Origin of the sequence: Sphingomonas astragali, assembly GCF_051400615.1 — a bacterium.
Lineage (GTDB): Bacteria > Pseudomonadota > Alphaproteobacteria > Sphingomonadales > Sphingomonadaceae > Sphingomonas.
Genome location: NZ_JBLFFH010000001.1, coordinates 845897 through 872348 on the forward strand (window position 1 = coordinate 845897; position 26452 = coordinate 872348).

Sequence of the window (26452 nt, forward strand, 5' to 3'; positions counted from 1 at the left end):
CAGGCAACTCGAATATTGCTGGCCCTGGTCGTCGGGCTGCTGGCCGGCATCGCCGGCGCCTCGCTCGCCCCGGACATCGCCGCGGCGGCGCTGCATGTGACCGATCCGATCGGCGCGGCATGGCTGCACGCGCTGCAGATGGTGATCGTGCCGCTGATCGTGGCACTCTTGGTGGTGGGCGTCGCCGCCGGCGCCGAGGCCGCGCGCGCCGGCCGGATCGCGGCGCGCGCACTGGTGATGTTCGTCGCGATCCTGTGGACGACCACGCTGATGTCGGCGCTGGTGATGCCGTTGCTGCTGCGCCTGTGGCCGCTGCCGGCCGCTTGGGCGCGGGCGCTCGGCGGATCGCTGTCGGGCGCCAGGCCGGTCGGCGAGGTGCCGGGGCTGGTCGCCTTCTTCGATTCGATCGTGCCCACCAATGTCGTGTCGGCAGCGGCGGGCGACGCCTTCCTGCCGCTCACCGTCTTCGCATTGGTGTTCGCCTTCGCCATCACCCAGCTCCCGCCGGAGCCGCGCACCACGCTCACCAAGCTGTTCCAGGCGATCGCCGACGCGATGATCGTCATCATCGGCTGGGTGCTGAAGCTGGCGCCGATCGGCGTGCTGATGCTCGCCTATGGCGTCGGCGCGCGCACCGGCGCGGCGGCGTTCGGCGCATTGGCGCATTACATCATGATCGTCTCCTCGATCGGGCTGATCGTGCTGATCCTCGCCTATCCCCTGGCGATGATCGGCGCGCGGGTCGGGCTGGTCCGCTTCGCGCGTGCGGTGGCGCCGGCGCAGGCGGTCGCGATCAGCACGCAATCCTCGCTCGCGACGCTGCCGACGATGCTGCGCGCGAGCGAGGCGCTCGGCGCCACCGCCGGCGTCTCGGGGATCGTGCTGCCGATCGCGGTGGCGATCTTCCGCGCGACCAGCCCGGCGATGAACCTCGCGGTCGCGCTCTACGTCGCGCACTGGCTGGGGGTACCGATCGGCCCCGCCCAACTCGCCGCCGGCATCGCCACCGCCGCGATCACGACGATGGGATCGGTGAGCCTGCCCGGCACGATCAGCTTCATCGCCTCGACCGCGCCGGTCGCGATCGCGATGGGCGTGCCGATCGAGGCGCTGGGCCTGCTCGTCGCGGTGGAGACGGTGCCCGACCTGTTCCGCACGGTCGGCAACGTCACGATGGACGTCGCCGTCACCGCGACGATCGCGCGACGCTCGGATGCGGGGCCGGCGGGGGAGACCGATGCGCTGATCGCGGAGAATGGTTAGCCGAGATCGTCGAAGCGATCGTCCAGCGCCATTGCATGATGAAGGATGCGCAGGACAAAGATGCGATCGCGCTCGATCTCGTAGAAGATGCGGTGCTGCCGGTGCTTGAGTCGCCTCACGCCCGGCTGGATGTCGTCGACGGCCTCGCCCGCGTGCGGGTGCCGTTCGAGCAGTCCGAAAGCGTCGGCGAAGCTGAAGAAATAGTCCCGTGCCGTCGCCTCGCCGAAGCGCAGCAGGCTATAGGCCAGAATCTCGTCGAGGTCGCGGTCGGCAGTGCGACTACGCTCAAGCCGCATCGCGCCCGCTGAAACGCGCGCGGTAGATGTCGTCCAGCGTCCTATCGCTCGTTCCCGACGCGCGACCGGCATCCAGCGCCGCCCGGAGTCGCGCGAGCGTTTCGGTGTGATCCTGATCACGCCGGATCAGGTCGCGGAGATAATCGCTCGGGCTGGCATAGCGCCCGCCCGCTACTTGCGCGTCGATCCAGGCGCGGAGGCCATCGGGCACCGAAAGGTTGATCTGGGCCATGGATGTATCCTACAAATCCGGGCAGATTTGTAAAGGCTACCGCATCAGCACCAGCTCTTCCGCCATGGTCGGGTGGAGCGCCACCGTCGCGTCGAAATCGGCCTTGGTCAGCCCCGCCTTCACCGCGATCGCCGCAGCCTGGAGGATCTCGGGCGCGTCCGGACCGATCATGTGGAGCCCGACCACCCGATCGGTCACGCCGTCGCACACCATCTTGTAGAGCGCGCGCTCGTTGCGGCCGGCGAGCACGTTCTTCATCGCGCGGAAGTCCGACAGATAGACCTTGACCGACCCGAGCTTCTGTCGCGCCTGGCCCTCGGTCAGCCCGACGCCGGCCATCGGCGGGTGGCTGAACACGGCATGGGGCACGCCGTCGTGGTCGACCCGCCACGGATTGCCGCCGAACACCGTGTCGGCGAAGGCATGGCCCTCGCGGATCGCCACCGGCGTCAGCTGGATGCGGTTGGTGACGTCGCCGACCGCATAGATGCTGGGGCAGGTCGAGCGGCTGTCCTCGTCGACTTTGACCGCGCCCTTGGCGTCGAGCTCGACGCCTGCGCTCTCCAGCCCCAGGTCGCCGGTGTTCGGCACGCGGCCGGTGGCGAACAGCACGCAGTCGACGGTGATCGGCTCGTGGTTGGTCATCTCGACCGTCAGGCAGCCGTCCTTGTCCTTGGTGATGCCGCGGAACTCGGCGTGGAAGCGGAAGTCGATGCCCTTCATCATCGAGATTTGCAGCAGCCGGTCGCGGATCGATTCGTCATAGCCGCGCAGGATCACGTCGGTGCGGTTGATGAGGGTCACCTTGCTGCCGAACTGGTGGAAGATGCCGGCGAACTCGTTGGCGATATAGCCCGCGCCCGCGATCAGCACGCGCTTCGGCAGCGCGTCGAGGTGGAAGACCTGGTTGGAGGTGATGCCGTGCTCGTGGCCGGGACAGCTCGGGACATCGGGCCGCGCACCGGTGGCGATCAGGATCACCTTCGCACTGATCTCGCGCCCGTCGGCGAGGCGCACGCCATGGGGACCGGTGACGGTGGCGCGCTGGTGGATGATCTCGACGCCGTTGTTGGTCAGCGTCTGGGTATAGGCCTGGTTGAGCCGGTCGACCTCGCTCAGCACATTGTCGCGGAGCGTCGTCCATTCGAAATCGCAGTCGGGCACGTTCCAGCCGAATCGGCGCGCGTCCTTGAGGTCCTCGGCGAAATGGGCGCCGAACACGAGCAGCTTCTTGGGCACGCAGCCGCGGATCACGCAGGTGCCGCCGACGCGATATTCCTCGGCGATCGCCACCTTCGCCCCGTGCGCCGCCGAAACCCGCGCCGCACGCGTACCGCCTGAGCCGGCGCCGATGACGAAAAGATCATAGTCGTACCCGGCCATGTGAGACTGTCCTTCCAGATCCTCCGTTCGCCCTGAGCCTGTCGAAGGGCGACCGTGCGGTCGCGCAGTCGGGCTTCGACAGGCTCAGCCCGAACGGACGAGGGGCTTTGCAATCAGCGATCTAGGCACCCTCCGGCTTGCGCGCCAGCGCCCGATGCGCGACGCTGATGCGGAAAGAGGAGAGGGCCATGAGCGACTTCGACATCATCGTCTACGGCGCGACCGGGTTCACCGGCCGGCTGGTCGCCGAATATCTGGCGGAGCGCTACGGCGCCGGCAGCGGCGTGACCTGGGCGATGGGCGGCCGCTCGCTCACCAAGCTCCAGGAGGTGCGCGACGGGATCGGCGCGCCGGCCGACACGCCGCTGGTCACCGCCAATGCCGACGATCCCGCCGCGCTCCGCGCCATGGCGAGCCGCGCCAAGGTGGTGATCACCACCGTCGGCCCGTACCAGCTCCACGGCAGCGAACTGGTCGCCGCCTGCGCCGCGACCGGCACCTCCTATGTCGACCTGTGCGGCGAGCCCGCCTGGATGCGCCACATGATCGACGCGCACGGGGCGGCGGCGAAAGCGAGCGGGGCGCGCATCGTCTTCTCCTGCGGGTTCGATTCGATCCCGTTCGACCTCGGCGTGTGGACGCTGCAGGAAGCGGCGAAGGCACGGTTCGGGCGGCCGGCGCCGCGGGTCAAGGGCCGCGTCCGCCAGATGAAAGGCAGCTTCTCCGGCGGCACCTTCGCCAGCGCCAAGGCGACGATGCTGGCCGCGGCCAGGGACCCGTCGATCCTCAAGCTGCTGGTCGATCCGTTCGCGCTGACGCCCGGCTTCCGCGGTCCCGAGCAGCCCAAGGGACTGATTCCCGAATATGACGGCGCGCTCAACGCCTGGCTGGCGCCGTTCATCATGGCGCCTATCAACACCAAGAACGTCCACCGCACCAACGCGCTGCTCGGCCATGTCTATGGCACTGACTTCGTCTATGACGAGATGATGATCGCGCCGGGCCTCGGCGACCTCGGCAAGGCCGCGGCGGAGGCGATGGCGAAGTTCAACCCGATGGCCGGCGACGACGGTCCCAAGCCGGGCGAGGGCCCGTCGAAGGAGGAGCGCGATACGGGCTTCTACGACCTGCTGTTCATCGGCGAGCTGCCGGGCGGCGAACGGATCGACGCGGTGGTCACCGGCGACAGGGACCCCGGCTACGGCTCGACCAGCAAGATGATCGCGGAGAGCGCGCTCTGCCTGATCCGCGATGTCGAGGGCGAGGGCGGGATCTACACGCCAGGCGGGTTGATGGCGGCGCCGCTCCGCAAGCGGCTGCAGGAGAATGCGGGGCTGACGTTCACGGCCTAGCTGAAGCCCCTCCCCTTCAGGGGAGGGGCTAAGAGTCACCGCTTCCTTCCCTGATGCCGGATATTGGCAGGCCGTCCGCGCCGTTTGAGCACGCGCTTCGGCCGCTCGCTGCGTTCGCCGCCCGCCGCCCCCTTCCCCTCCGGCAGCTCGAAGCGCAGCGCGCCCGACACCGGATTGGCCTCGACCAGCCTCAGCTCCAGCCGCTGGCCAAGCGCGAACTCGGTCCCGCTGTGCTCGCCGACCAGCCGCTGCCCGGCCTCGTCCCAGCGGTAATATTCGCTGCCGAGGTCGCGCGCCGGCACCAGCCCGTCGCCGCCGACGCCGTCCACCGTCGCGAAGAAGCCGAAGCTCTGCACCCCGGTGATGCGCGCCTCCATCACCTCGCCGACATGCTCAGCAAGATAGGCCGCGACATAGCGGTCGATCGTCTCGCGCTCCGCCTCCATCGCGCGGCGCTCGAGCTGGCTGATGCCTTCGCCGATCCGCTCGAAACTGGCGACCTCCTCCGCGGTGAGTCCGCCGGGCCCCAGCCGATAACCCTCCACCAGCGCGCGATGGACGAGGAGATCGGCGTAGCGGCGGATCGGTGAGGTGAAATGCGCGTAGCTGCCGAGCCCGAGCCCGAAATGCCCCGCATTCTGCGGCCCGTAATAGGCCTGGGTCTGGGTGCGCAGCACCTGCTCCATTACCTGCGGCCGGAATTCGGCGTCGCCGATCCGGTCGAGGATGCGGTTGAAGGTCGCCGGCCGGATTACCTGCCCGAGCGCGAACTCGACGTCGAAGGTGGCGAGATAGTCCTTGAGCGCGACCAGCTTCTCGCGCGCGGGCGGCTCGTGGATGCGGTACATGACCGGCAGCGTCTTCGCCTCCAGCGCCTTGGCGGCGGCGACGTTGGCGGCGATCATGTAATCCTCGATCAGCTTATGCGCATCGAGCCGCTCGCGCGGGGCGACCGACAGGATGCGCCCCTTCTCGTCGAGCACCACCCGCCGCTCGGGCAGGTCGAGGTCGAGCGGCTCGCGCTTCTCCCGCGCGGCGTAAAGCGCGCGCCAGCAGTCCCAGAGGGGGGCGAGGACGCTGCGTAAATCAAGCCCCTCCCCTTCAGGGGAGGGGTTGGGGGTGGGGGAGTGCGGCAGGCGGTCCGGCTCGCGGATAGCCCCCACCCCAACCCCTCCCCTGAAGGGGAGGGGCTTTTCGTCGATGATCGCCTGCGCATCCTCATAGGCGATGTTGGCGGCGATCCGCACCACCGCGCGGGTGAAGCGGAAGTCGCTGATCGCACCGGTCTTGCTCACCTTGAAATGGCAAGCCAACGCCGCGCGATCCACGCCCTCCTTGAGCGAGCAGACGTCGGCGGAGAGCACCTCGGGCAGCATCGGCACCACCCGGTCGGGGAAATAGACGCTGTTCCCCCGCCGCCGCGCCTCGCGGTCGAGCAGCGAGCCGGGCCGGACGTAGAAGCTGACGTCGGCGATCGCGACGATCGCGTCCCAGCCGCCACCGTCGTCCGGCCGGGCCCAGACCGCGTCGTCATGGTCGCGCGCGTCGACGGGGTCGATCGCGACGATGGGGAGATGGCGCAGGTCCTCGCGGTCCTCGCCGAGCGGCTGCTCCGCCACCCGCCGCGCCTCGTCGAGCAGCTCTTCGGAAAAGACATGCGGGATCTCGTGCCGGTGGATCGCGATCAGCGAGAAGCTGCGCGGGGCGAACGGATCGCCAAGCCGCTCGACCACCCGCGCGGTCATCCGCGGCGGACGGCCCGCCTTCTCCGCCATCACCAGGTCGCCCGGCTCCGCGCCGCCGGCATCGGAGACGAGGAAATCCCGCCGCTCCTTCTTCTCGACGCCTTGAAGGAACAGCCGCCCGCCCTCCTCGCGCAGCACGCCGATCATCGTCTCGGACGCCCTGGGGAGCGTCTTCATCGGATGGGCGATCCAGCCCTTCCCCGCCTCCTCGGTCCGGGCGAGGATACGGTCGCCGACGCCGAGCCTGCCATGCTTGCGCTCGCGGACGCGCAGGCGTGGCTCGGGCACGCCCTCCGCCTCCCAGCGCTCGGGCTGCGCCCAGACGTTGCCGCCGTCGTCGACGTCGACCACGCGCAGCACCGTCACCTTGGGCAGCCCGCCCATCGCGTGGAAGGCGCGGCCGGGGCCGGCATCGATCAGCCCCTCGTCGCCCATGTCCTTGAGCAGCGCCTTGAGCGCGATCTTGTCCTGTCCGTGGAGGCCGAACGCCCGCGCGATCTCCCGCTTGCCCGCCGGCTGGTCCGACGAGGCGATGAAATCGAGGATCTGCTGCCGCGTCGGCAGCCCTGTGCGCTTGGCCATGCCCCGAGATAAGGCTTCAGGCCGGCTCAGTCACCCCGATCCGCTTGACGCTGATCCGCATCATATGAGGCGGTCATGCCGCGAGACGGGAGCTTGCCAGCGCCCGGCCGATGCCGCATCGCTGAGGCGATGACGCGAGGTTCAGGCGCCCCAATTCCACCCATGACTTTCGTGACCTTCGACGGTTTTCTGCGGGTTTCCCCCGGGTGACCTGCGACCTTCTGATCGTCGGCGGCGGGATCAACGGCTGCGCGATCGCGCGCGAGGCGGCGCTGCATGGCGCGAGCGTGCTGCTGGTCGAGCGCGACGATCTCGCCGCCCATACCTCATCGGCCTCGACCAAGCTGATCCATGGCGGGCTGCGCTACCTCGAATATTATGATTTCAAGCTGGTGCGCGAGGCGCTCAAGGAGCGCGAGCGGCTGCTGAGGCTGGCGCCGCACCTTGTCCGCGGCGTGCGCTTCGTGCTGCCTCACGTCCACGCCCCGCGGCCGGCGTGGATGGTACGGCTCGGCCTGTGGCTCTACGACGCGATCGGCGGGCGCAGCAGCCTGCCGCGTGCGCGGTCGCTCAAGGCGGACGACGGCGCCTATCTGGCCCCACTCGCCACCGGGCCCAAGGGCTTCGTCTATTCCGACGCCATGGTCGACGACGCCGCGCTGACCCGCGCCTTCGCCGCGGACGCCGTGGCGAGCGGCGCCGAGGTGCGCACCGGCACCGAGCTGATCTCGGCGCGGCGTGGCGCGGACGGATGGACCGCCACGCTGTCGGACGGCAGCGAAGTCCGCGCCCGCATCCTTGTCAATGCGACCGGCCCCTGGGCCGGCGGGCTGCGCGGCCGGCTCGGCGTCGCCGGCCGCGCCCGCCTGCGGCTGGTCAAAGGCAGCCACATCGTCGTGCCGCGGCTCTACGAGGGCGACCACGCCTATCTGCTCCAGCAGCCCGACCGCCGCGTGGTGTTCGCCATCCCCTGGCGCGGCGACACCGCGATCGGCACCACCGACGTGCCGGTCGAGCGCCCCGACGCCGCCCGCATCGACGCGGAGGAGGTCGACTATCTCTGCGCCGCCGCCAACCGCTACTTCCGCCGCCGGATTGCGCCGGCAGACGTGATCGGTGGCTGGTCCGGCGTCCGCCCGCTCTACGATGACGGCGCGGGCGAGGCGAAGGCGGTGACGCGCGATTATGTGCTCGAGCTCGACGAGGATGGCCCGCCGCTGCTCAGCGTGTTCGGCGGCAAGATCACCACCGCCCGCCGCCTCGCCGAGGACGCGCTGGCCAAGCTCGGCTGGCCCACCCCGGTCAGTCGGGATCGGCCGCTGCCGTAAAGCCCCACTGTCCCTCTCCCTTTGGGAGAGGGAAGGAGCCGCCGGAGGTCGCGGGAGGGTGAGGGGTTGGGCTAATAAGCCCGCCCCACCAGCACGCGCTCGACCGCCGGCCGGCCGGTGAAGATGCAGGTCCCTTCCACGGCGCCCTGGCCGATCGGCACGTTGCGCATGGAGAGCTTGAGGGGCTTGAGCCGCTCCACCGCCGCTTCGAGCTCGGCGCCGGTCGGACGCGCCCAGGCGACCTCGGCCCAGCCGGGATTGTCCTGCCCCTCGAACCAAGCGGCCATCGCCTCGAAGCTGTCGAGGCCGCGCACGATCCCCGCGTCCAGCCGCGCCTTGGCCTCGGCGAACAGCACGGCCTGGATGTCCTCCAGCAACCCCGCCGCCTCGCCGACGAACGCGCTGCGCGCCGTCACGCGGCTGTCGAGCTTGCCGTCCTCGCGATACAGCCGGTCGCGACGGATCACCGACACGTTGCCGCCGGCGACGTCGCGCCCGCCGACCTCGATCACGATCGGCGCGCCCTTCTTGACCCAGCCCCAGCGCTTGGTCGCGGCCTTGATCGGCTTCAGGTCGAGCAGCACGCGCACCGGCTCGCCGAACGCGCCGAGCTTCGCGAGCTCGGCGTGGAGCTCGCGGCAATAGGCGACGACCGCCTCGTCCTCGGGCACGTCGCGCAGCATCGGCACGATCACCACCTGCCACGGCGCCATCCGCGGCGGCGCGCGCAGGCCGTCGTCGTCTCCGTGGACCATGATCATCGCGCCGATCATCCGCGTGGTCATGCCCCAGCTGGTGGTGTTGGCGAACTCGAGCTCGCCGGCCGAGTTCTGGAACTTGATGTCCTGCGCGCGCGCGAAGTTCTGGCCGAGGAAATGGCTGGTCGCCGCCTGCAGCGCCTTGCCGTCCTGCATCATCGCCTCGATCGAATAGGTCGAGACCGCGCCCGGGAAGCGTTCGTGCTCGGGCTTCTCGCCGGCGATCACGGGGATCGCGGCGCACTCCTCGGCGACGCTGCGATAGACCTCGAGCATCCTGAGGGTCTCCTCGCGCGCCTCCTCGGCGCTGGCGTGCGCGGTATGCCCCTCCTGCCACAGGAACTCGGCGGTGCGCAGGAACATGCGGGTGCGCATCTCCCAGCGCACGACGTTGGCCCATTGGTTGATGAGCACCGGCAGGTCGCGCCACGACTGCACCCAGCGCGCGAAGGCGGTGCCGATCACCGTCTCGCTGGTCGGCCGCACCACCAGCGGTTCCTCGAGCTTCGCCTCGGGATCGGGCATCAGCCCGCCCTTGCCGTCAGCGATCAGCCGGTGGTGGGTGACGACCGCCATCTCCTTGGCGAAGCCCTCGACGTGCTCCGCCTCCTTCTCGAAATAGGACAGCGGGATGAACAGTGGGAAATAGCAGTTCTCGTGCCCCGTCGCGCGGATACGGTCGTCGAGCTGGCGCTGCATCCGCTCCCAGATGCCGTAGCCCCACGGCCGGATCACCATGCAGCCGCGCACGCCCGAATCCTCGGCCATGTCGGCTTCGGTGATGACGGCCTGATACCATTGCGCGAAATCGTCGGCGCGGGTGACGGGAAGGGCGTGCTTGATCATGGCGGCGGCGGATAGCGCGAACCCGCCCGGTCGCGCCAGCATCGAATCGTCAGATCAAGATCGACCTTCCGGTCGGAGAAGGGCCGTGCCCCCCGGTTCCGTCGTCATCCGCGCTCGCTCGACCAGCAGCACCGGCGTTCCGTCACGCACCGGATAGGCGAGGCCCGCCGCATCGGAGACCAGCTCGCCCGCCGCCTCGTCCCAGCGCAGCGGCGTGCGCGTCGCGGGGCAGACGAGGCGTTCGAGCAGCCACGGGCCGATCGTCATTGCAGCGTCCCCGAATCCTCGTCGTGACGGCCGAAGAAGGTCATGAGCTGGACGATCAGCCGCGCTCGCTCGCCGAGCGTCGCCGCTTCGAGAAGCGCCTGCTTGGACGCAGGATCGAACGGCGCGATCTGGGCGATGCCGTTGATCAGGCTCTCGTCGTCGAGCCGGTTCACCGCCTCCCAGTCGACCGCATAGCCGTGCAGGTCGGCGAAACGGCGCGATTCGCTCTCGATCGCGGCGCGCTCGGCCGGCGCCAGCGCCTCCGCCGCACCGGGCGCCTCGAGCTCCGCCTCGATCTGGCGGAACGGGGTCGTGACATCGAGCTCGCGCAACATGCGGAACCGCGCGAGTCCCTCCAGCACGATGTCGAAGCGCCCGTCGGGCAGCGCCTCGACATCCACGATGCGACCGACGCAGCCCATGTCGAACAGCGGCGGCGGCTCGCCCTTGCCACGCGGCTGGATCATCGCGATCCGCCGGTCGCGTGCCAGCGCATCGGTCACCATCGCCCGATAGCGCGGCTCGAAGATGTGGAGCGGCAGCAGCATCCGCGGAAACAGGATCGCCCCGGCGAGGGGGAAGATCGTCAGCCGCGTGCTCACCCGAACAGGATCGCGGAGAGCTTGCGGCGCTGGGCGGCGACCCAGGGATCCTCCAGCCCCACCGCCTCGAACAGCTGGAGGAGCTGCTTGCGCGCGGCGCCCTCGTTCCACTCCCGGTCGGCGGCGACCAGCGCGAGCAGCGTATCGGCGGCGGCATCGCGATCGCCTGCCGCCATCTGCCCGCCGGCGAGGCGCATCCGCGCGTCGAAATCTTCTGGATTGGCAGCGACCTCCGCAGCGAGGCCGGCGAGATCATCGACCGGCTCGGTGACCCTGGCGAGATCGATCGCCGACCGCGCGCGCGCGACCTCGGCGCTCTTCGCCGCGTCCTCGGGCAGATCGGCGAGCGCAGCCTCGGCGTCGTCGAGCCGGCCCTGGCCGACCAGCGCCCGGGCACGGCCGGCGATCACCGCGGGATGCTCCGGCGCCATCTCGGCGAGCTGGTCGAAGATCGACAGCGCGCGCGCCGAATCGCCGCCCGCCAGCACCTCCTCGCCCATCGCGATCAGCGGCTCGAGCTCCGCCTCCTGCTGCGAATCGTCGCTCTGGATGGGGAGCTGGCGCAGCAGTTGGTCGAGGATCGCCTTGAGCTGCGATTCGGTGCGCGCGTTGGTGAGGTCGGCGGCGAGCTGGCCCTGGAACATCGCATAGACGGTCGGGATCGAGCGCACCTGGAACTGGGCGGCGATGAACTGGTTCGCGTCGACGTCGATCTTGGCGAGGACCACGCCTTTTGAGGCGTAATCGGCCGCGACCTTCTCCAGCACCGGCCCCAGCGCCTTGCACGGCCCGCACCACTCCGCCCAGAAATCGATGATGACCAGCTTGGTCATCGACGGCTCGACGACATCGCGGCGGAATGCCTCGACGGCGTCCTTCTCCTGCGGGGACAGACCTAGCGTAGCCACGGATCGGCGCTCCTTTCGACCTCGAAGGCGCCTATGTGGGCCCCGAGGCGGATCGGGCAAGCCTTTTCGGGACTTGCGCCCGTCCCGGAGCGCTGTTAGAGGCCGCCGCCTTACCCGCCCACGGGTTCTTCCGCGGGACTGGCGCCGAGCGGGCGTAGCTCAGGGGTAGAGCACAACCTTGCCAAGGTTGGGGTCGAGGGTTCGAATCCCTTCGCCCGCTCCATTTCCGCGCTTGGAGACACGATTCCTTCTCCGGCACGCGCTCGCTCGAACTCCTCGAGTCCTTTGTTGGCGCTCCGCCCGCCGGGCTACGCGCGTGGTTCGAATCCCTCAGCGGCTGCCGCAATCTGGCCGCAAGTGCCCATTCAACGTCATCATACCGTCGCCAAACCGCGCCACCGTTCGAGCGATGGCAAGCGTGAGGCTGCCCCACAGCGGCCGAATCACGAAGCGCGCCGATGACGGCACGCCGCAGGAGTTTGGAACGATGACGGACATCGATCGCACCCACGGGCTGCGGTCGGGGATGGTCGCCACCATCGCATCGGCGGTGCTGCTGACCACGACGCCCGCCCCGGCTACCGCCCGCGCGGAGGAGGGCATCGGCACCATCGCCGGCGAATGGCGCAACAAGAAGGACACCGTCCATATCCGCACCCATGCGTGCGGCGAGCTGGTGTGCGGAACCGTGAGCTGGGCGAGCGAGAAAGCCGAGGCGGACGCGCGCCGTGGCGGTACGGAGCAGCTCGTCGGTACGACGATCTTCCGCGAATTTCGCGCCTTGGGCAATGGCAGCTATAAGGGCAAGGTGTTCGTGCCCGATATGAACCGCACCTTCTCCGGCCACCTGACGGTGACGAGCGACGACAGGTTGCTCGGCAAGGGCTGCGTGCTGGGCGGGCTGATCTGCAAGACGACGACTTGGGTGCGCGTCCAGTGACCGCAGCCGGGGCCATCCGGGTCGGCATCGGCGGCTGGACGTTCGAGCCGTGGCGCGGGACCTTCTATCCCGACAAATGGCCGCAGAAGCGCGAGCTGGAATATGCCAGCCGCCACGTCACCGCGATCGAGATCAACGGCACCTATTACTCGACCTTCAAGCCGGCCAGCTTCGCCGAATGGGCGAAAGTCGCGCCAGACGACTTCATGTTCGCGGTCAAGGCCTCGCGCTTCTGCACCAACCGCAAGCTGCTGGCGGAGGCGGGCGAATCGATCGCGCGCTTCTGCGGACAGGGCATCGTCGAGCTGGGGCCCAAGCTCGGGCCGATCCTGTGGCAGTTCATGGCCACCAAGAAATTCGATCCCGAGGATTTCGGCGCCTTCCTGAAGTTGCTGCCGGCGAAGCAGGACGGCGTGCCGCTCCGCCATGCCGTGCAGGTGCGGCACGAGAGCTTCGCGGTGCCGGCGTTCGTCGAGCTGTGCCGCAAGGCCGGGGTGGCGATCGTCTATGCCAAGTCGGACGACTATCCCGCGATCGCCGACGTGAGCGGCGACCTCGTCTACGTCCGTCTGGAGACGGCAGTGGAGGAGGAGCCCGCCGGCTATCCCCCCGCCGAGCTCGATCGCTGGGCGGAGGCGGCGAAGACCTGGGCAGCCGGCGGCCAGCCGGACGGGCTGCCCTATGTCGCCGATGCGCCGGCCAAGACGCCGCGCGACACCTTCATCTTCATGATCGCCGGCGCGAAGGTCCGCAATCCGGCGGCGGCGCAGGCGCTGATCACGCGGCTTTGATCAGAGTCCGAGCGTCTTCAACGGATCGCCGACCAGTCCGCTCACCATCGCCGCCTGCAGCCGCGTCGCCGGCCAGCGCTTCGACAGCGGCCCCACCAGCCGGTCGCGCAGCAACGGGAGCAGCCGGCCATCGGACTGGTAGACCGGCGTGAACAGCGCGCTCATCGCCTGATAGAGCCGCACATGGCCGCGCCGCAGCCTGATCGCCTGCGCCGGATCGCCCGCGCGCAGGGCCAGCACCAGGGCATAGGCGTCGAGCAGCGCCATGTTGGCGCCCTGGCCGAGCTGCGGGCTCGTCGAATGCCAGGCATCGCCGATGTGGATCAGCCCGGGAGCCCATGGCCGCGCCAGCGTGCGATGGGCATAATGGGCGAAGGTGAGCTGCTCGGGCGTATCGATCGCGTCGAGCAGCGGCTGCGTCGCCGGCCACAGCCTGGCCACCTCGGCCTTCCACAGCTCGAGACCGTCGGCGCGCCAAGCGCTCAGCCGATCGCCGCGCAACGACCAGAAGAAGGCGCATTGCGGCGCCGCCGCGCCCGGCGGCGTGCCGATCGGTAACACCCCGGCCATCACGCTGGCCGCGCGATAGCGCTGCTGCAGCGCATGGGGGTCGAAATCACCGCGCCACGGCACGCTCGCCCACAACGCGCCATAGGGCAGCGTCCGCGCCGGCTCCCCCGCCAGCACGCTGCGCGCGCCGAGCGCATCGACGATCAGGTCGAACGGCCCCGCATCGGACCCGTCGGCGAAACGCAGCCGGCCCTCGCCGGCGGACTGGACGGTGCGGCCGGCCTCGAGCGTGATGCCCTCGGCGAGCACCAGCCGGTAGAGGATGTGGAACAAGGTGGCGCGATGGATGCCGATGCCATAGGCGGCCCGCCCCAGCGCGGCATAGCGGACGTCGAGCACGGTGCGGCCGCTGCCGCCGGCCTCGCCGGCCAGCCGGTCGATCCGTGCGCCATGGGCGATCACCGCGGCCTCGGCGCCCATCGCGCGCAGCACGGCCTGGCCGGTCGGCTGGATCATCAGCCCCGATCCGAGCGGCCCCGGCTCCGCGAACCGCTCGAACAGGGTGACGCGATGGCCGTCGCGGCGGAGCAGCAGCGCCGCGGCGAGCCCGGCGACGCCGCAGCCGGCAACCGCGACCTCCAGCCGCCGCATCGTCAACGGTCGGCGCGCGGCGGGCTGGGGCGGTCGGCTACCATGCGCTCGCCGTCGATCACGATCGGACTGGCGACGCCGGGAAGCCCGTCCAGCACCACCTGCATCCCGCGCGCTACCACCTGCGGATCGGCGAACACCTCGGCGACCGTGTTGATCGGGCCGGCCGGCACGCCCTTCGCCTCCAGCGCGTCGGCGAGGTCGCGCTTCCGCCAGTCGAGGATCGCGCGGGCGAGCGGCGGGATCAGTGCGTCGCGATTGGCGACGCGGCCGGGATTGGTGGCGAAGCGGTCGTCCCGGTGGAGGTCAAGTCCCAGCACCTCGTTGAGCTTCGCGAACTGCGAATCATTGCCGACCGCGACGATCAGCTCGCCGTCCGCGCAGGCGAAGGCCTGATAGGGGGCGAGATTGGCGTGGCCGTTGCCCATCCGGTGCGGCACCTTGCCCGACGCCATCCAGTTCAATGCCTGGTTGGCGAGCACCGCCACCTGCGTGTCGAGCAGCGCCATGTCGACGTGCGCGCCCTCGCCGGTGACGTCGCGACGCCTGAGCGCCGCCAGCACCGCCACCACCGCATAGACGCCGGTGAAGATGTCGGCATAGGCGATGCCGGCCTTCTGCGGCGCGCCGTCGGGCTCGCCGGTCAGCGACATGATCCCGCCCATGCCCTGGATGATGAAGTCGTAGCCGGCGCGATGGGCATAGGGGCCGGTCTGGCCGAAGCCGGTGATCGAGCAGGTGACGAGCCGCGGGTTGATCCGGCTGAGGCTGGCGTGGTCGAGGCCGTATTTGACGAGGCCGCCGACCTTGTAGTTCTCGATCACCACGTCGGCATCCGCGACCAGCTTGCGCACGCGCGCCTGGCCATCGGGCGTGGCGATGTCGACGGCGATGCTGGTCTTGCCGCGGTTGGTCGCGTGATAATAGGCGGCGTCGAGGTTGCGGCCCTCGGCGTCGTGGAGGAAAGGCGGGCCCCAATGGCGGGTGTCGTCGCCCGCGCCTGGACGCTCGACCTTGATCACCTCGGCGCCGAGATCGGCGAGGAGCTGCCCGCACCACGGACCCGCAAGGATCCGCGCGAGCTCGACGACCCTGATCCCTGCGAGCGGCTTCACGGCGCGACGCTCACCACGTCGATCGCCTCCGTGCGGCCACCGAAATCGACGCGGTCGCCGGCCTCCGCGTCCATCACAGCCCGGGCGAGCGGGGCGGTGAAGGCGAGCAGCCCCGCGGCGGGATCGGCCTCGTCATGGCCGACGATGCGGAAGCGCTGCTCGGCGCCGGCGCGGCGGATCACCACCTCGGAACCGATCCCGGCGACGCCGGGCTCGGGCGGCGGGGCGAGCTCTGCGGTGGCGCGGCGCGTCGCCCAATAGCGCTGCTCGCGCCTCAGCCGCTTCAGCTCATCCTCGTCGGTCGCCGCGGCGACGGCGGCCGCCATCTCGGCGTCCCTGGCCGCGAGCAGCTCGAGCCCGCGCGGGGTGACCAGGTTGGGCCCGACCGGGATCGGCAGCTCGAACGCGGGTTCCTTATGCTCGTCGTCGCTCTCGCGACGGAACGCGACACTCATTACGCGGGCTTTCGGATCTCGTAGATGACATGCGGCTTCATCTCGCCGGCCATCGGCCGGTCGACGGTGCCGGGACGGAGCACGCCGCCGATCTTCTCCATCGCCTTGCGCGATCGGATGTTGCTCTCGCCGACGGTGAACACCGCGGTTCCGACGTAGCAATGGATGTGATCGAGCATCAGCCGCTTGATCTCACGGTTATAGGTGCCGCCCCAGTGGCTGCGCGCGAGATAGGTCCAGCCGATCTCGATCTCGTCGCGCTCGGGATTCCAATTGTCGAACCGGCTCGACCCGATCACCTGGTCCGTGGCCTTGTCGACGATCGTCAGCGCGCCACCCGACGCGATGCCGCCGTCGAAATAGGCGCGGAACACTGGTTCCTGCCAGCGATCGTGCGCGGGGTGGACCTCCCAGACCAGCGGATCGGAGGCGACGGCGTAGAGCGCGTCCCAGTCCTCCGGCACGCTCGGCCGGAGACGGACGAGCTCGCCTTCGAGCACCGGCTGGCGGTCGGGCGTCAAAATGCCGCGATCCCGGTGATCGCACGGCCGAGGATCAGGCCGTGGACGTCGTGCGTGCCCTCGTAGGTGTTGACCGTCTCGAGGTTGATCGCGTGGCGGATGACGTGGAACTCGGCCGAGATGCCGTTGCCGCCGTGCATGTCGCGGGCGACGCGGGCGATGTCGAGCGCCTTGCCGCAATTGTTGCGCTTGATCAGCGAGATCGCCTCGGGCGCGAGCGTGCCTTCGTCGAACATGCGGCCGGCACGCAGCGCCGCCCCGAGGCCGAGCGCGATCTCGGTCTCCATGTTGGCGAGCTTCAGCTGGACGAGCTGGGTCGCGGCGAGCGGGCGGCCGAACTGCTGGCGGTCGAGCGTGTACTGCCGTGCCGCTTCCATGCAGAACTCGGCCGCACCCATCGTGCCCCAGGCGATGCCGTAGCGCGCGCGGTTGAGGCAGCCGAACGGGCCCTTCAACCCCTGCACCTCGGGCAGCAGCGCGTCCTCGCCGACCTCGACGCCGTCCATCACGATCTCGCCGGTGATCGAGGCGCGCAGCGATAGCTTTCCCTCGATCTTCGGGGTCGAGAGGCCGGTTAGGCCGCGGTCTAGGACGAAGCCCCTGATCCCGCCGCCATGCGCGTCGCTCTTCGCCCACACTATCATCACGTCGGCGATCGGCGAGTTGGTGATCCACATCTTCGAGCCGGTCAGGCGATAGCCGTTCGCAGTCTTCTCCGCGCGCGTCCTCATGCTGCCGGGGTCGGAGCCGGCGTCGGGCTCGGTCAGGCCGAAGCAGCCGACCAGCTCGCCGGTGGCGAGGCCGGGGAGGTATTTCCGCTTCTGCGCCTCGGTGCCATAAGCGTTGATCGGGTGCATGACGAGGCTCGACTGCACGCTCATCGCCGAGCGATAGCCCGAATCGACCGCCTCCACCTCGCGCGCGACCAGGCCATAGGCGACATAGCCGAGGCCGGCGCCGCCATATTCGGGCGAGATCGTCGGCCCGAGCAGGCCCAGCGATCCCATCTCGCGCATGATCTCGCGATCGAAGCTCTCGTCGAGGAACGCCCTCGTCACCCGCGGCAGCAGCTTCTCGCGCGCATAGGCGCGGGCTGCATCGCGCACCATCCGCTCCTCGTCGGTGAGCTGCGCGTCGAGCGCGAACGGATCCTGCCAGTCGAACCGGCCCATCTCGGCCATTGCACTCTCCTAATCAGTTCGCCGGCGTCGCGACGCCGGGATCGGGCTCCGCCGCTGCCGGCGGAGGCGGAGGCGGTACCGCCTTGGCCGGACCGAGCGCGACGAGTTCCAATGCGTTCAACGCCTCGCGCGCGCCGACATAGCGCCGCGCCGCATCGGTCCAGCTCTTCGCCGCGGGCGCACCGGGCATCCGCGAGACTTCGGCGAGCGCGCCCTCGACCTGACCCGCATCGAGCATCCGGCGCGCACGCGCGAGCCGGTCGGTCGCACGCGGGCTCGGCGTCGTCTCGTGCCGCAGCACGACCAAGCTGGTGAGCTCGCGCCACAATGCCCGGCCGACGCCATCCCCCATGCTGCCGCGGGTGAGCCGCGGCGCGATCGCGTCGAGCGCCTCGCGCAGGTCCTCCAGCGTCACCGGCGAACGCCCGGCGGCGATCACCGTCGCCACCGACGATCCGGCATCGGCGCCGAAGCGGGTGAGGAGCAGCGGCTCGTAGCCTTCGAGCCGCCGGCCGCTGTCGAGCCGGCGGCGCACCGCGAACAGGATCAGCAGCCGCTCGGCGCGGCTGGCGTTGCCGGCGGAGGTGCGCGACGCCGCGTCTGCGGCCGCCAAGCGCGCCTCGATCGCGCGCAGCTGCATGTCGAGCGCCGCCTCGCGCGCGGCGAGGCCCTCGATCGTGATCGGCGCGACCGCAGCAGGGACGGACGGCGCGGCGGCGGAAGGGTCGACGATGATCGGCTGCTGCGCGGGCCTGCGCCAGCGCTCGATCGCGGGGCCGGCCCAGATCACCGCGATCACGCCGAGCACGAAGGCGGCGATCAGCGCGATCGCGAGCGGCCAGCCGCTGCGGCGCCGCGGCGGAGCCGCGAGGGACGGGGTCTCGCCGGTCATGCCGGGCTTATCGGCACCGGCGGCACGCGCGTCAATCGCAGAGCGTGCGGGCGGCGGCGATCAACGCCGCGTCAGTGGGCATGTCGGCGGCGGCGGCGGCGGCCCAACCGGCCCCCGCAGCATCGGCTGCCGCCCGACTGATCGCGGCGATCGAGATGCGGCTGCGGTCCGGAGCGATCTCCGCCAGCCGGGCGCCGGCACGTGCCGAATGGACCAGCGCGACGCTATCCAGCAGCGGCGTCGGATCGACGGCGAGCGGATCGCTGGCATAGACCGTGATCGCGTCGACGCCGGCATCCCTATGGTCGCGCCCGGCGAGATGGAGCAGCCGCACGCCGATCGACCGCGCGACGATCGCCTCGACTCCGCCGGTTCCGACTTCGCGCACCTCGAACCCGGCATCCCGCGCCGCCGCCGCGGTCGCGTCGCCGACGGCGACGACCGGCAGCGCGCGCAGGCGATCGAGCTCGGCTCCGCCGTGGCGGATCGCGTTGGCGCTGGTGAGGAGCAACGCATCATAGCGCGCCGGATCGGGCGCCTTCCATGCGACCGCCATCACCGCGAACAGCGGCAGTCGGATCGCGCGCAGCCCTTCCGCCTCGATCCGCGCGGCGGTGACGGCGTTGCCGGGATCCGGCCGCAGCACCGCGAGCGGCCGCGTCACGCGCCGAACAGCCGGGCGATCGCCGGCGGCGCGGCAGCGAGCAGCGCCGCCGCCAGCGCAACCGGGTCGCGCCCCGACAGCCGCACCGAGTCGCTCCCGTCCTCGGCCAGCAGCTCCGCGTCGATCGTCAGCCCGCCCGTGCCGATCCGCGCCAGCACCGCGACCGGCGAGTGACAATCGGCGTGGAGCGCGGCGAGCAGCGCGCGCTCGGCATGGACGCACGCCTCGGTGTCGCGGTGGCCGATCGCCGCCAGCAGCTCCAGCATCGCGGAATCGCCGGTGCGCGCCTCGATCCCGACCGCGCCCTGGGCCGGCGCCGGCAGCATCGTCTCGAGCGGGATCGCCACGCCGACGTCGTCGCGCCCGAGCCGCCCGAGCCCAGCGGCAGCGAGCAGCGTCGCCTCGGCCTCGCCCGCCGCCAGCTTGGCGAGACGGGTGTCGACATTGCCGCGAAACAGCACCGGCCGCAGGTCGCCGCGGATGCGCCGCACCTGCGCCGCGCGGCGCGGCGAGCTGGTGCCGATACGGGCGCCGTGCGGCAGATCGTCAAAGGACGCCGTCCCCACCAGCCGGTCGCGCACGTCGGCACGCTCCAGCATCGCGGCGATGACGATCTCGGGCGGACGAATCGTCTCGACGTCCTTCATCGAGTGCACCGCGCAATCGATCTCGCCGGCCAGCAGTGCGCGGTCGAGCTCCTTGGTCCACAGCGCCTTGCCGCCGATCTCGGCGAGCGCGCGGTCCTGCACCTTGTCGCCGGTGGTGCGCACGGGCACGACGTCGATCGCGCAGCCGTGCGCCGCGACCAGCGCGTCGCGCACCAATCCGGCTTGGACGAGCGCAAGCGGCGATCCGCGGGTGCCGAGCTTGATTCTTGAACCCACAGCCAAACCGTTCGGGCTGAGCTTGTCGAAGCCCGGCCTTTCCTTTCTTCCTCCCGCCTAGGAGGAAAGACCGCCCTTCGACAAGCTCGGGGCGAACGGTTAGGGGGAGGCGATGCTGATCCTCGGCCTCGAATCGAGCTGTGACGAGACTGCCGCGGCGCTCGTCGCCGGCGACCGTCGCATCCTGGCGCACAAGCTCGCGGGACAGGAGGCGGCGCATCGCCCCTATGGCGGCGTGGTGCCGGAGATCGCCGCGCGCGCGCACGTCGAGATGCTGGGGCCGCTCGTCGAGGCGGCGCTGGCCGAGGCGGACGCCACGCTGGCCGATGTCGACGCGATCGCCGCCACCGCCGGACCGGGCCTGATCGGCGGAGTGATGGTGGGGCTCGTCACCGGCAAGGCGCTGGCACTCGCGTCGGGCAAGCCTTTGGTCGCGGTCAACCATCTCGAGGGCCATGCGCTGTCGCCGCGGCTCGCCGACCCGAGCCTCGCCTTCCCCTATCTGCTGCTGCTGGTGTCGGGCGGGCATTGCCAGCTGCTGCTGGTCGAGGGCATCGGCGCCTATCGCCGGCTCGCGACCACCATCGACGACGCCGCGGGCGAGGCGTTCGACAAGACCGCCAAGCTGCTCGGCCTCGGCTTTCCCGGAGGGCCGGCGGTGGAGAAGGCGGCTGAGACCGGCGATCCGCGCGCGGTGCCGCTGCCACGGCCGCTCGCCGGGTCGCGCGAGCCGCATTTCTCCTTCGCCGGGCTCAAGAGCGCCGTCGCGCGGGTGGTCGGCCAGCATCGCATCGAGGACATCGCCGCCTCGTTCCAGGCCGCGGTGATCGATTGCCTGACCGATCGGACCCGGAGGGCATTGGACACGGCGCCCGCGATCACCGCGCTCGTCGTCGCCGGCGGTGTCGCCGCCAACACCGGCGTGCGCGCTGCGCTGGAGGCGCTGGCGGGCGATTACGGCGTCCGCTTCGTCGCGCCGCCGCTGTGGCTGTGCACGGACAATGCCGCGATGATCGCCTGGGCCGGCGCCGAGCGCTTCGCCGCCGGCATGGTCGATCCGCTCGACACGCCGGCGCGGGCGCGCTGGCCGCTCGACCCGGCTGCCGAGAAGGTACGCGGCGCGGGGGTGAAGGCATGAGGATCGGCGTGATCGGCGGCGGCGCCTGGGGCACCGCGCTCGCCCAGGTCGCGGCGCGCGGGGGGCGGCCCGTGACGCTGTGGGCACGCGAAACGCAGGTCGTCGAGTCGATCAATGCCGAGCACCGCAACCCGATCTTCCTGCCCGGCATCGACCTCGATCCCGCGATCACCGCCACCGGCGACCTTGCCGATCTCGCCGGCAACGACGCGCTGCTGGTCGTCGCGCCGGCGCAGCACATCCGTTCGGTGCTCGCGGAAGCGCATGTCGGCGCGATGCCGCTGGTGCTCTGCGCCAAGGGGATCGAAGCGGGCACCCGCCTGCTGGTCGGCGAGGTCGCACGCGAGATGCACCCTCATGCGCCGATCGCCGTCCTCTCCGGCCCCACCTTCGCCCACGAGGTGGCGCGCGGGCAGCCGACTGCGGTCACGCTGGCGTGCGAGGACGGTGAACTGCTCGGCCGGCTGACCGACCGTCTCGGCAGCCCCGCCTTCCGTCCCTATGCCTCGCATGACGTGATCGGCGCCGAGATCGGGGGGGCGGTCAAGAACGTGCTCGCGATCGCCTGCGGCGTGGTCGAGGGCGCGGGGCTGGGCCTCAACGCGCGCGGGGCGCTGATCGCGCGTGGCTTCGCCGAGATGACCCGGTTCGGGGTAGCGCGCGGCGGGCGGGCGGAGACGCTCGCCGGCCTGTCCGGACTCGGCGACCTGGTGCTGACCTGCACCTCGACCAATTCACGCAATTTCACGCTCGGCGTCGGGCTCGGCGAGGGGAAGGTGGCGGCGGAGCTGCTCGCCGACCGCAGGACGGTGGCGGAAGGAGCGTTTACCGCCCCGGTGCTGCGCGAGGCGGCGGCGGAGGTCGGCGTCGACATGCCGATCGCGGACGCGGTGTGCGCGCTGCTCGAAGGGGCGCCGGTCGGAGAGGTGGTGGGCGCCCTGCTCGCCCGGCCGCTCCGGGAGGAATCCTGATGCGCTGGGCGGTGCTGCCCGAGGCCGTCAACGCCGGGCGCAAGCTGGCGATGGCCGATCTGCGCGCCTTCCTCGCCGATCAGGGCATGAGCGACGTCAAGACGCTGCTCGCTTCGGGCAATGCGGTCTTCGCCGCGGCGATGCGGAGGAGTAGGGGCAGACCAAGCCCCCAGCCGTTCCCGTCACCCGGCGCAGGCCCGAGGTCCACCATGCCGCCGGCACCGGCAGGAGGTTCGAGGACAGGACACGCTGCCCGATGAACCCTCCGGCTGCACCGGGAGACTTCAGAAGTCGACGGCGATCCCGTTCCGCTCCCAATCCCCGTAACGGACCGGGTCCTTGCCGAGTGGGTCGGCGTCGGGACGGACTAGCGGCTCGGGCTCCGGCACCGGCGGGCTCGGCGGCGGCCAGTCGGCAGGCGGTTTCACATGAGGCGGGCGTTGGGCCATAGAGACCCAATGCGCCCGCCCAAGTCCCCGATCAAGGCCGATCCCGCCGGTGTTCCCGCCCGCCGCGCGGCGCTCAAGCTGTTGGATGCGGTGCTGCGGCGCGGGCAGCCGATCGAGCAGGCGCTGCCAGCTGCAACGCAAGGCATCGACCGCGCCGACGACCGCGCCTTGGTCCATGCCATCGTCGCCGAGACATTGCGGCACCTGCCCGATCTCGATGCGCTGATCGACACGGCGACCCGCCAGCTGCTGCCCGACGACGCCAAGGCGCGCATGGTGCTGCGCATCGCGCTGGTGCAGACGCTCGCGCTCGGCACGCCGCCCCATGCGGCGATCGCGACCACGCTGCCGCTGGTCGACGGCGGACCGCGCCGGCTGGTGCACGGCGTGTTCGGCACGCTGACGCGCCAGGGCGCGTCGCTGCCTGCGCTGCCGACGCTGCCGGAGGTGGTGGCGGCGCGCTGGCGCGAGGCATGGGGCGAGGCGATGGTGGCCGGCGCCCGCCACGCCATCGCCGCACCGCCGCCGCTCGACCTTACGCTCAAGGCTGATGACGTCATGGCGCCGAATGGGGCTTCGCTGCTCCCCTGCCACCGTCGCCTCGCCGAGACCGCCGCGGTGCCCAGCTTGCCCGGCTATGCCGAGGGCGGCTGGTGGGTGCAGAATCTCGCCGCTTCGCTGCCGGTGCGGCTGATCGGCGGGGGCGAGGGGCGGGCGCTGGACCTCTGCGCCGCACCGGGAGGCAAAACGCTCCAGCTCGCCGCGGCTGGCTGGCAGGTGACCTCGGTCGATATCTCCGAAAACCGTCTCGCGCGACTTCGCGACAATCTCGTGCGCACCGGCCTTTCCGCCGAGGTGATCGCCGCCGATGCGCTGCAATGGGCGCCGGGCGAACCCTATGACGCGGTGCTGCTCGACGCACCGTGCAGCGCGACCGGCATCTTCCGCCGCCACCCCGACGTGCTTCACCGCGTGTCGCCGCGCCTGATCGCCGAGATGGCGGAGCTGCAGGCGGCGCTGCTCGCGCGCGCCGCGGACTGGGTGCGCCCCGGCGGGTTGCTGGTCTATGCCACCTGCTCGCTGGAGCCGGCCGAGGGCGAAGCACAGCTCGAGCGCTTCATGGCCGAACGGCGCGATTTCGCGATCGATCCCGCGCTCGCCGACGAGCTGCCCGACGATCTCGTCGCCCATCCGCGCGGCTGGGTGCGCACGTTGCCGGGGATGATGGCCGATGTCGGCGGCCTCGACGGCTTCTTCATCGCGCGGATGATGCGGACCGGTTAGGGTCCAGACCAAGCCTTGCCCCGCGGCCCACGCGTGCTAGAGGCTCCTCGGATGCCGGTCCGCATCGCCCCTTCGATCCTCTCCGCCGATTTCGCTCGTCTTGGCGAGGAGGTGCGTGCGATCGACGCGGCGGGGGCCGACTGGATCCATGTCGACGTGATGGACGGCCATTTCGTGCCCAACATCACCATCGGTCCCGCCGTGGTGAAGGCGCTGCGCCCCCACACGGCCAAGCCGTTCGACGTCCATCTGATGATATCGCCGGCCGATCCGTTCCTCGACGCCTTCGCCGAGGCGGGCGCGGATATCATCACCGTGCATCCGGAGGCGGGTCCGCACATCCACCGCTCGGTCCAGCGGATCAAGGCGCTCGGCAAGCGGGCGGGCGTCGTGCTCAACCCCGCGACGCCGGTCGCCGTCCTCGACTATCTCATCGACGAGGTCGATCTCGTCCTCGTGATGAGCGTCAACCCCGGCTTCGGCGGGCAGAGTTTCATCAGCAGCCAGCTTCGCAAGATCGAGTCGATCCGCAAGCTGATCGACGCCTCGGGTCGCAGGATCGACCTGGAGGTCGACGGCGGCGTCGACCGCATCACGGCGCAGCAGTGCATCGATGCCGGTGCCGACGTGCTGGTCGCCGGTACCGCAACCTTCGCCGGCGGGGCGGAGCGCTATGCCGACAACATCCGGGCCTTGCGCGGACAGTGAGCGCCGACGATCCGACCGAGCCCGGCCCCGACACGATCGACCAGGGCAAGAGGCTGATCCGCGTCGGCGGCGACAAGGGGCTGTCGCTCGCCGAACGCGTCGTCGACCGGTTCCAGCGCCTCGCCTGGCGGACGCCGTTCCACCGGCTCGCCCTCAGCGGTCGTCATCCGCTGCGGCTGCTCGCGGTCGCCGACGACCCCTTCTTCGGCGACCCGGCGCGCGGGCAGGCGCTGCTCGAGGGCATGGCGACGTTCCGCGGCGAGCGCCGCGCGATCGAGACGCTCGATTTCGCCCGTCCGGACGTCGCGGCCGATTTCGCGGCCTATCTCCACGGCTTCGGCTGGCTGCGCGACCTGTCCACTGTCGCCACGCGCGACCAGGCGGTGCCGGTCGCCGAGACGCTGACCCGCCGCTGGCTCGCCGCCCATGCCGACAGGGTCTCCGATCCGGCATGGCGGGCGGACCTGATCGGGCGCCGCGTGCTCGCCTGGGTCGCCCATGCGCCGCTGATCCTGTCGTCGACCGACCTCGTCTATCGCTCCAACGTGCTCAACACGCTCGCCCGGGGCGTGCGCCATGCCGAGCGTGCTGCCGACCGGGTGCCACCGGGGCCGGCGCGGATCGCCGCCTGGTGCGGCGTGATCGCTGCCGGGCTGATGCTCCCGGGGGGCGAGACGCGGCGGGCGTTGGGAGAAGGGGGGCTCGCCCGCGCGCTCAGCGCCTCGATCAGCGGCGACGGCGGCACGCTCGGCCGCTCGCCGATGGGGCAGCTCGATGCGCTGATGCTGCTGGTGGCGCTGCGCGAGGTCTATGCCGCGCGGCGGATCGAGCCGCCAGCCGAGATGGCGGGCGCGATCGCGGCGCTGGTGCCGCCGCTGCTGGGCGTGTGTCACGGCGACGGCGGTCTCGCGAGCTGGCAGGGCAGCGGCCCGATCGCCGGCGAGACGATCGAGGCGATCATCGCAACCTCCGGCGTGCGCACGCGCCCGCTCAAGCAGGCGCGAGAATGGGGCTACCAGCGGCTGTCGGCGCAGTCGACGCTGGTGATCGTCGACGCCGCCCCGCCACCGGTCGCGCGGGCGGCGGAGGGGGGCTGCGCCTCGACGCTCGCTTTCGAGCTCTCCGACGGGCAGCGCCGCATCGTCGTCAACTGCGGCGGCGGGCGCATTGCCAACGCGACGCTGCCCGCTGCGCTGATCGAGGGGCTGCGCACCACCGCCGCCCATTCGACGCTGGTACTCGCCGATTCCAACTCGACCGCGGTGCTGCCCGACGGCGCGCTCGGCAAGGGCGTGGCGGAGATCGAGCTGACGCGCGCCGAGAGCGAGACCGTCAGCCGGATCGAGGCGAGCCACGACGGCTATGTCCGCCGCTTCGGCTTCGTCCACCGGCGCACGCTGGCGCTCAGCGGGGATGGACGGGACCTGCGCGGCGAGGACATGCTGGTGCCCGCCGGGCGCAAGCGCGCCGCCGCGGCCACGCCGTTCGCGATCCGCTTCCATCTCGCCCCGCACGTCGAGGCGGCGATGACCGCCGACGGCCAGGCCGCGCTGCTCCGCTTGCCCGGCAATCTCCTCTGGCAATTCCGCTGCCGCGGTGCCGGCCTCGGGCTCGAGGAGAGCGTGTGGATCGACGGCGACGGCCGCCCCCATCCGACCCAGCAGCTCGTCGTCAGCGGCGAGACGCGCGCCGGCGGGACGAGCGTGAGCTGGTGGTTCCACCGATCGAAGTAAGGA

Annotated in this window: 28 protein-coding genes and 1 tRNA gene; 12 read left to right on the forward strand and 17 right to left on the reverse strand. The window is 70.9% G+C overall.

Annotated elements, in window-relative coordinates; all coding sequences use genetic code 11:
• The first annotated feature begins 15 nt into the window (after positions 1-15).
• The gene (locus ACMGER_RS04290; RefSeq protein WP_436810869.1) at positions 16-1263 is read left to right on the forward strand and encodes a dicarboxylate/amino acid:cation symporter; all 1248 of its coding nucleotides are present in this window, start codon (positions 16-18) and stop codon (positions 1261-1263) included.
• Here ACMGER_RS04290 and ACMGER_RS04295 read toward each other — a convergent pair.
• Genes ACMGER_RS04295 through gorA form a run of 3 tightly spaced genes read right to left on the reverse strand, consistent with a single transcriptional unit; the run spans position 1260 to position 3174 of the window.
• Entirely contained in the window at positions 1260-1559 is a 300-nt protein-coding gene (locus ACMGER_RS04295) for a type II toxin-antitoxin system RelE/ParE family toxin (RefSeq protein ID WP_436810870.1), read from the reverse strand. The two genes, ACMGER_RS04290 and ACMGER_RS04295, sit on opposite strands and share 4 nt — an antisense overlap.
• Positions 1549-1791, reverse strand: coding sequence for a type II toxin-antitoxin system ParD family antitoxin (locus tag ACMGER_RS04300; protein WP_436810871.1), 243 nt, complete (start codon positions 1789-1791; stop codon positions 1549-1551). The genes ACMGER_RS04295 and ACMGER_RS04300 overlap by 11 nt, the downstream gene beginning before the upstream one ends.
• A gap of 36 nt (positions 1792-1827) precedes the next feature.
• On the reverse strand, positions 1828-3174 hold the full coding sequence (gorA, locus tag ACMGER_RS04305) for a glutathione-disulfide reductase (RefSeq protein ID WP_436810872.1): 1347 nt from the start codon (positions 3172-3174) through the stop codon (positions 1828-1830).
• 188 nt (positions 3175-3362) lie between these two features.
• Between gorA and ACMGER_RS04310 the strand changes: the two genes are divergently transcribed.
• Positions 3363-4526: a saccharopine dehydrogenase family protein gene (locus ACMGER_RS04310; protein WP_436810873.1), complete on the forward strand. Its 1164-nt coding sequence runs from the start codon at positions 3363-3365 to the stop codon at positions 4524-4526.
• Between the two features lie 35 nt (positions 4527-4561).
• Here ACMGER_RS04310 and ACMGER_RS04315 read toward each other — a convergent pair whose 3' ends face one another.
• Positions 4562-6853: a ribonuclease R family protein gene (locus ACMGER_RS04315; protein ID WP_436810874.1), complete on the reverse strand. Its 2292-nt coding sequence runs from the start codon at positions 6851-6853 to the stop codon at positions 4562-4564.
• Between the two features lie 206 nt (positions 6854-7059).
• Between ACMGER_RS04315 and glpD the strand changes: the two genes are divergently transcribed.
• Complete coding sequence (gene glpD / locus ACMGER_RS04320; RefSeq protein ID WP_436810875.1) at positions 7060-8181, forward strand: glycerol-3-phosphate dehydrogenase; 1122 nt, start codon at positions 7060-7062, stop codon at positions 8179-8181.
• A 71-nt stretch (positions 8182-8252) separates the two neighbouring features.
• On the opposite strand, the gene ACMGER_RS04325 is transcribed toward glpD, so the two are convergent.
• Genes ACMGER_RS04325 through ACMGER_RS04340 form a run of 4 tightly spaced genes read right to left on the reverse strand, consistent with a single transcriptional unit; the run spans position 8253 to position 11547 of the window.
• Positions 8253-9785 (reverse strand): aminoacyl--tRNA ligase-related protein, encoded by a 1533-nt coding sequence (locus ACMGER_RS04325; RefSeq protein ID WP_436811669.1) that lies wholly within the window; start codon positions 9783-9785, stop codon positions 8253-8255.
• A 54-nt stretch (positions 9786-9839) separates the two neighbouring features.
• Positions 9840-10052 (reverse strand): Trm112 family protein, encoded by a 213-nt coding sequence (locus ACMGER_RS04330; RefSeq protein ID WP_436810876.1) that lies wholly within the window; start codon positions 10050-10052, stop codon positions 9840-9842.
• Positions 10049-10654 (reverse strand): LON peptidase substrate-binding domain-containing protein, encoded by a 606-nt coding sequence (locus ACMGER_RS04335; protein ID WP_436810877.1) that lies wholly within the window; start codon positions 10652-10654, stop codon positions 10049-10051. Before ACMGER_RS04335 ends, ACMGER_RS04330 begins: the two co-directional genes overlap by 4 nt.
• The gene (locus ACMGER_RS04340) at positions 10651-11547 is read right to left on the reverse strand and encodes a tetratricopeptide repeat protein (RefSeq protein ID WP_436811670.1); all 897 of its coding nucleotides are present in this window, start codon (positions 11545-11547) and stop codon (positions 10651-10653) included. The genes ACMGER_RS04335 and ACMGER_RS04340 overlap by 4 nt, the downstream gene beginning before the upstream one ends.
• 163 nt (positions 11548-11710) lie before the next feature.
• Here ACMGER_RS04340 and ACMGER_RS04345 point away from each other — a divergent pair.
• The 3 genes from ACMGER_RS04345 to ACMGER_RS04355 all read left to right on the forward strand — a co-directional run bounded on the left by ACMGER_RS04345 (position 11711) and on the right by ACMGER_RS04355 (position 13293).
• Positions 11711-11785: transfer RNA gene (locus tag ACMGER_RS04345), tRNA-Gly, on the forward strand.
• 264 nt (positions 11786-12049) lie between these two features.
• Positions 12050-12502, forward strand: a complete 453-nt coding sequence (locus ACMGER_RS04350; RefSeq protein ID WP_436810878.1) for a DUF2147 domain-containing protein — start codon at positions 12050-12052, stop codon at positions 12500-12502.
• The gene (locus tag ACMGER_RS04355; protein WP_436810879.1) at positions 12499-13293 is read left to right on the forward strand and encodes a DUF72 domain-containing protein; all 795 of its coding nucleotides are present in this window, start codon (positions 12499-12501) and stop codon (positions 13291-13293) included. Before ACMGER_RS04350 ends, ACMGER_RS04355 begins: the two co-directional genes overlap by 4 nt.
• Here the strand turns inward: ACMGER_RS04355 and ACMGER_RS04360 are convergent, their stop codons facing one another.
• The 8 genes from ACMGER_RS04360 to hemC are packed head-to-tail and all read right to left on the reverse strand — an operon-like array spanning position 13294 to position 20166.
• Positions 13294-14454, reverse strand: a complete 1161-nt coding sequence (locus tag ACMGER_RS04360; RefSeq protein WP_436810880.1) for an FAD-dependent oxidoreductase — start codon at positions 14452-14454, stop codon at positions 13294-13296.
• Between the two features lie 2 nt (positions 14455-14456).
• Positions 14457-15569, reverse strand: coding sequence for a CaiB/BaiF CoA transferase family protein (locus ACMGER_RS04365; RefSeq protein WP_436810881.1), 1113 nt, complete (start codon positions 15567-15569; stop codon positions 14457-14459).
• Complete coding sequence (locus ACMGER_RS04370) at positions 15566-16024, reverse strand: GreA/GreB family elongation factor (RefSeq protein WP_436810882.1); 459 nt, start codon at positions 16022-16024, stop codon at positions 15566-15568. The genes ACMGER_RS04365 and ACMGER_RS04370 overlap by 4 nt, the downstream gene beginning before the upstream one ends.
• Positions 16024-16545 (reverse strand): GNAT family N-acetyltransferase, encoded by a 522-nt coding sequence (locus tag ACMGER_RS04375; protein WP_436810883.1) that lies wholly within the window; start codon positions 16543-16545, stop codon positions 16024-16026. Before ACMGER_RS04375 ends, ACMGER_RS04370 begins: the two co-directional genes overlap by 1 nt.
• Complete coding sequence (locus tag ACMGER_RS04380; protein ID WP_436810884.1) at positions 16542-17726, reverse strand: acyl-CoA dehydrogenase; 1185 nt, start codon at positions 17724-17726, stop codon at positions 16542-16544. The genes ACMGER_RS04375 and ACMGER_RS04380 overlap by 4 nt, the downstream gene beginning before the upstream one ends.
• Before the next feature lie 13 nt (positions 17727-17739).
• A complete protein-coding gene (locus ACMGER_RS04385; protein ID WP_436810885.1) occupies positions 17740-18618 on the reverse strand; it encodes a hypothetical protein in 879 nt (292 codons plus the stop codon).
• A gap of 31 nt (positions 18619-18649) precedes the next feature.
• Complete coding sequence (locus ACMGER_RS04390; protein WP_436810886.1) at positions 18650-19282, reverse strand: uroporphyrinogen-III synthase; 633 nt, start codon at positions 19280-19282, stop codon at positions 18650-18652.
• On the reverse strand, positions 19279-20166 hold the full coding sequence (hemC, locus tag ACMGER_RS04395; RefSeq protein ID WP_436810887.1) for a hydroxymethylbilane synthase: 888 nt from the start codon (positions 20164-20166) through the stop codon (positions 19279-19281). The genes ACMGER_RS04390 and hemC overlap by 4 nt, the downstream gene beginning before the upstream one ends.
• 112 nt (positions 20167-20278) lie before the next feature.
• Here hemC and tsaD point away from each other — a divergent pair, with 112 nt between their 5' ends.
• The 3 genes from tsaD to ACMGER_RS04410 are packed head-to-tail and all read left to right on the forward strand — an operon-like array spanning position 20279 to position 22535.
• Positions 20279-21304, forward strand: a complete 1026-nt coding sequence (gene tsaD, locus ACMGER_RS04400) for a tRNA (adenosine(37)-N6)-threonylcarbamoyltransferase complex transferase subunit TsaD (protein ID WP_436810888.1) — start codon at positions 20279-20281, stop codon at positions 21302-21304.
• The gene (locus ACMGER_RS04405; RefSeq protein ID WP_436810889.1) at positions 21301-22275 is read left to right on the forward strand and encodes an NAD(P)H-dependent glycerol-3-phosphate dehydrogenase; all 975 of its coding nucleotides are present in this window, start codon (positions 21301-21303) and stop codon (positions 22273-22275) included. The genes tsaD and ACMGER_RS04405 overlap by 4 nt, the downstream gene beginning before the upstream one ends.
• A complete protein-coding gene (locus tag ACMGER_RS04410; protein ID WP_436810890.1) occupies positions 22275-22535 on the forward strand; it encodes a DUF1697 domain-containing protein in 261 nt (86 codons plus the stop codon). Before ACMGER_RS04405 ends, ACMGER_RS04410 begins: the two co-directional genes overlap by 1 nt.
• A 24-nt stretch (positions 22536-22559) precedes the next feature.
• On the opposite strand, the gene ACMGER_RS04415 is transcribed toward ACMGER_RS04410, so the two are convergent.
• Positions 22560-22724, reverse strand: a complete 165-nt coding sequence (locus tag ACMGER_RS04415; RefSeq protein WP_436810891.1) for a DUF1674 domain-containing protein — start codon at positions 22722-22724, stop codon at positions 22560-22562.
• A 9-nt stretch (positions 22725-22733) separates the two neighbouring features.
• Here ACMGER_RS04415 and ACMGER_RS04420 point away from each other — a divergent pair, with 9 nt between their 5' ends.
• From ACMGER_RS04420 to ACMGER_RS04430, 3 genes are read left to right on the forward strand one after another with little or no spacing between them, the layout of a single operon-like run.
• Positions 22734-24008 (forward strand): RsmB/NOP family class I SAM-dependent RNA methyltransferase, encoded by a 1275-nt coding sequence (locus tag ACMGER_RS04420; protein WP_436810892.1) that lies wholly within the window; start codon positions 22734-22736, stop codon positions 24006-24008.
• 51 nt (positions 24009-24059) lie between these two features.
• Entirely contained in the window at positions 24060-24716 is a 657-nt protein-coding gene (rpe, locus tag ACMGER_RS04425; RefSeq protein ID WP_436810893.1) for a ribulose-phosphate 3-epimerase, read from the forward strand.
• Positions 24713-26449 carry a heparinase II/III family protein gene (locus ACMGER_RS04430; protein WP_436810894.1) on the forward strand — a complete coding sequence of 579 codons (1737 nt, stop codon included), beginning with the start codon at positions 24713-24715 and terminating at the stop codon, positions 26447-26449. The genes rpe and ACMGER_RS04430 overlap by 4 nt, the downstream gene beginning before the upstream one ends.
• Positions 26450-26452 lie beyond the last annotated feature (3 nt).